Annotated in this window: 4 protein-coding genes; 1 reads left to right on the top strand and 3 read right to left on the bottom strand. The window is 69.6% G+C overall.

Features of this window, described 5'->3' with window-relative positions; translation table 11 throughout:
- The 3 genes from ACNPM4_RS11650 to ACNPM4_RS11660 form a co-directional block, all read right to left on the bottom strand.
- Window positions 1-450: 1-phosphofructokinase family hexose kinase (locus ACNPM4_RS11650; protein WP_448985811.1), on the bottom strand; the 450-nt coding region annotated here is incomplete at its 3' end.
- Window positions 447-1,439, bottom strand: coding sequence for an ROK family protein (locus tag ACNPM4_RS11655; protein WP_081859824.1), 993 nt, complete (start codon window positions 1,437-1,439; stop codon window positions 447-449). The genes ACNPM4_RS11650 and ACNPM4_RS11655, both read right to left, overlap by 4 nt.
- A 24-nt stretch (window positions 1,440-1,463) precedes the next feature.
- Window positions 1,464-2,360, bottom strand: coding sequence for an SIS domain-containing protein (locus ACNPM4_RS11660; protein ID WP_029263220.1), 897 nt, complete (start codon window positions 2,358-2,360; stop codon window positions 1,464-1,466).
- Window positions 2,361-2,689: 329 nt separating this feature from the next.
- Between ACNPM4_RS11660 and ACNPM4_RS11665 the strand changes: the two genes are divergently transcribed.
- Window positions 2,690-3,934: an extracellular solute-binding protein gene (locus tag ACNPM4_RS11665; RefSeq protein WP_029263221.1), complete on the top strand. Its 1,245-nt coding sequence runs from the start codon at window positions 2,690-2,692 to the stop codon at window positions 3,932-3,934.
- The last annotated feature ends 62 nt before the right edge of the window (window positions 3,935-3,996 follow it).

Here is a 3,996-nt window from a genome sequence, read left to right on the forward strand (position 1 = left end):
CATCGGGACCAGCGACTCCGGGGCGCCCGGGGGCACACTGCCCGAGACGACGAGAACCCTCGCAGTCGGCAGCCGTTCGACGACCTCGGCGAGGAGATCGGCCCACTCGCTGTCGGTCGGGTTGATCCCGCGCTCGTTGATGACCGTCGTGTCGCCGGCGGTCTCGTCGACCACGGCGATGCTTCGCCGCGTCTCGGCGGCCACCGGCACGAGGGCGTGCGGCACTCCGCTGGCACGGAGCTCGGCGGCGAACTCCTCGCCGACGCGGCCGCCCGTCGTGGTGACCGCGAGGGCGTCCGCTCCTTCGGAGTACGCCACACGGGCGACGTTGAGCCCCTTGCCGCCGGCGCGCGCGACTCCGGCATCCGCCCGGTGCGTATCGCCCTCGACGAGCCGATCGATGTGCCAGGTGAGGTCGAGCGCGGGGTTGGGGGTGACGGTGAGGATCACGTGAGCTCCCTCGCGCGCAGGGCGGCACCGAGCAGGCCGGCGTTGCCGGAGAGTTCGGCGGGGACGAGCACGGGGATGCGGTGGAAGCTGAGCCGGTCCGCGAGGCGCCTTCGCAGTTCGTCGAAGAGCGCACCGCCGGCACGGGACAGACCTCCGCCGATGACGACGGCCTGCGGCGCGACGACCGCGGTGAGCTGCGCGAGCGACATCGTGAGGGCGTCGAGCGCCGAGTTCCAGATCTCTGCGGCGACCTCGTCGCCGGCCGCCGCGCGGGCGATCACGTCCTTGGCCCCGTCGGGTGCGATGCCGGTCGCCTCCCGGTAGCGCCGCGCGATGGCTCCCGCGGAGGCCACGGCCTCCAGGCAGCCGCGCGCGCCGCAGGGACAGATCGGCCCGTCCGCGATGGGAGAGTGCCCGATCTCGCCCGCGTAGCCACCGGCGGTGTACGGCACACCGCCCACGAGCAGGGCGCCGGCGATGCCCGTGCCGATCACGAGCACGACGGCGTCGGCGTAATCGCGGGCACCGCCGAGGCGACGCTCCGCCCAGCTCGCCGCCCGCACATCGTGATCGAAGGCCACGGGCAGGCCCAGGCGAGCGGAGGCGAGGTCGCGCAGCGGCGAGTCGTGCCAGCCCAGATTGCTCGCGAAGACGCCCACCCCGGCCTCGGCATCCACGATCCCCGGCACCACGAGTCCGGCCGCCTGCGGAACGACGTCGGGATGCGCCGCGCGGAGCTCGGCGGCCAGCACCTCGAGCCGCTCGAGCAGCACCTGCGTGCGGTCGCCGTCGGCGATCGGCGTGGGCGTGCGACGGAGCCCGAGCGCCGTCCCGTCGGCGTCGAACAGCGCCGACTTGATGTCGGTTCCGCCCACGTCGAATGCCAGGACGGGCGCGCCGACTCCGAGCCCGCGCACGTCGGAGAGCTTCTCTCCCGCCGCGTCACGCTCGACGTCGGGAACGGCCGCCGCCGCGTCAGGGTCGATCATCATCGGCTCCGGCCGTAAGTGGGGTCATGCATCCAGGATGACGGATCGCGTGAGGTTGCGCGGCTGATCGGGGTCGAGCCCACGCTCCACCGCGCGGTCGAGCGCCGTGCGGTGCAGCCGCACGAGGTCGGCGAGCGGGTCGATCGCCCGCTGCTCGAATCGGGCACCGGTCGCGGTCACCTCGCCGGCGAGCCCCTCCGGAGCCTCGCCGAACTGCCACGTCACCCGGCCGGGAGCGGCGATGGCGATCGGACCGTGGCGGTAGTCCATCGACGGGTAGGCCTCGGTCCACGACTGCGACGACTCCCGCAGCTTCAGAGCGGCTTCGTGGGCGAGACCGATCGTCCAGCCGCGTCCGAGGAACGTGTACTGCTCGGCGTCACGCAGCTCGTCATCGCCGGGCTCCGCGAGCACGGCTTCGGCATCGGCGATCGCCGCGGACAGGTCTTCGCCGAGCGAGGCACGGAACAGGGCGAGGGCCGTCGTGGCGAAGCGCGTCTGCACCACGGACTTCTCGTCCGCGAACGGCAGCAGCACCGCATCGTCGACGAGCGACGCGAGCGGCGACGTCGGGTCGCCGATGACACCGATCGTGCGGATGCGTCCTTTGACGCGGTCGACGAGCTCGAGCACCTCGCTGGTCGTGCCGGATCGTGTCAGCGCGACGACGGCGTCGTATCCCCGGTCGATGAACGCCTCGGAAGCGGCGAACGCATCCGTCTCGCCGTGCCCCGAGGACTCGCGGAGAGCGGCGTACGACTGCGCCATGAACCACGACGTGCCGCAGCCGACGACCGCGACCCGCGCACCGGTGGCGGGGAGCAAGCCCTGCTCGGCCGTGAGGTCGGCAGCCCGTGCCCACATCTGCGGCTGGGAGTGGAGTTCTTCGCGCATGTGCGCGCCGGGAAGCGATTCAGTCATCGGGGTGCCTTTCTGGCGAGACGTTGCATACTTGTGATTGTTTGAGGCCGGAATCAATCATAGTATGGCGGAAAACAACGACAACCCCCACTTACCCTTGATTTGTTTGTTCCCCTGACAAATAATCGGACAAGTTCCAACGCCTCGTCGTCGATTCCGATCGTCGCCGAGAACCCCCGAGCCCCGGCTTGAACGATCGCGGATGCCACCCGGCGAAGCGATCACCACGCACTGTCGCGTGAGATGTGCTTGCGACTGTGCACCACACCCCCTTCCCGAAGCGGCCTGCCGCCGAGGGACGGACACTCACAGTGAGGAATGCAATACACATGAAGAAGTCACTGCGGTTCGGCGCCGCCGCCGTTGCGGCCGTCGCCACGCTCTCGCTCGCTTCGTGCGGGTTCGGCGGATCGTCCGGAGACGGCGGAGGCGAAGAGGGCTCAGCGACCCTCGACCTGCTCGTCCCCAGCTACTCCGACGGCACCAAGGCGAACTGGGAGACCGTGATCGACGGGTTCGAGAAGGCCAACCCCGACATCAAGGTCAAGCTCGAGGTGCAGTCCTGGGACAACCTCGAGAAGGTCGTCTCCACCAAGATCCAGGCGGGCGAGGCTCCCGACATCTACAACGGCGGACCCTTCGCGGGCTTCGTCGGCGATGAGCTGCTCTACCCGACGGAAGACGTCGTCTCGAAGGAGACCTTCTCCGATTTCCAGGAGTCGTTCCTGAAGAACGCCGAGATCGACGGCACCGCCTACGCGCTGCCGATGATCGCGTCGGCCCGCGCCCTGTTCGTCAACAACGCGCTGCTCGAGCAGGCCGGTGTCGAGGCGCCGACCGACTGGGACTCGCTGCTGGATGCCGCGACCAAGGTGTCGGCACTCGGCGGGGGCGTCGCCGGCTACGGCATGCCGCTCGGATCCGAAGAGGCGCAGGCCGAGGCGGCCGTGTGGCTGTGGGGCGGCGGCGGATCGTTCGGCGATGAGTCCGAGATCACGATCGACACCCCGGAGAACCTCGTCGGCGCCGAGCAGATCAAGAAGATGATCGACGCCGGTGCGACCCAGGCCGACCCCGGTTCGACGCAGCGCTCGCCCCTGATGGACATCTTCATCCAGGGCAAGATCGGCATGCAGGTCGGCCTCCCGCCGACGGTCGGCCAGATCGCCGACGGCAACCCCGACCTGGACTACTCCATCGTCCCGATCCCGACCAAGGACGGCTCGCCGTTCACGCTCGGCGTCATGGACCAGCTGATGGCCTTCGAGAACGACGGCGACAAGCAGGAGGCGATCACCAAGTTCTTCGACTACTACTACTCGGCCGACGTGTACGTGCCGTGGGTGCAGGCCGAAGGCTTCCTGCCCGTCACCAAGTCCGGTGCCGAGCAGCTCGCCGGCGAGGAGGCCCTCAAGCCGTTCCTCGACGTGCTGCCCGACGCCCAGTTCTACCCGTCGACGAACCCGAAGTGGTCCGCCGCCGACGGTGCGTTCAAGTCGCTGTTCGGTCAGCTGCAGTCGAAGCCGGCGCAGGATGTGCTGACCGAGATCCAGGCGCAGGTCGACGCGGGCTGAGCCCGCTGACGGAGAGGTTCGGGTACCCGAATGAGCCAGAAGACAGAGTCCTCGAACCTCGC

It is taken from the genome of Microbacterium umsixpiens, assembly GCF_053543675.1.

What these genes read in the sequence shown, in the direction of transcription:
- ACNPM4_RS11665 (WP_029263221.1), top strand. Translation starts at nt 2,690, where the DNA reads ATGAAGAAGTCACTGCGGTTCGGCGCCGCCGCCGTTGCGGCCGTCGCC.
- ACNPM4_RS11660 (WP_029263220.1), bottom strand. Translation starts at nt 2,360, where the DNA reads ATGACTGAATCGCTTCCCGGCGCGCACATGCGCGAAGAACTCCACTCC.
- ACNPM4_RS11655 (WP_081859824.1), bottom strand. Translation starts at nt 1,439, where the DNA reads ATGATCGACCCTGACGCGGCGGCGGCCGTTCCCGACGTCGAGCGTGAC.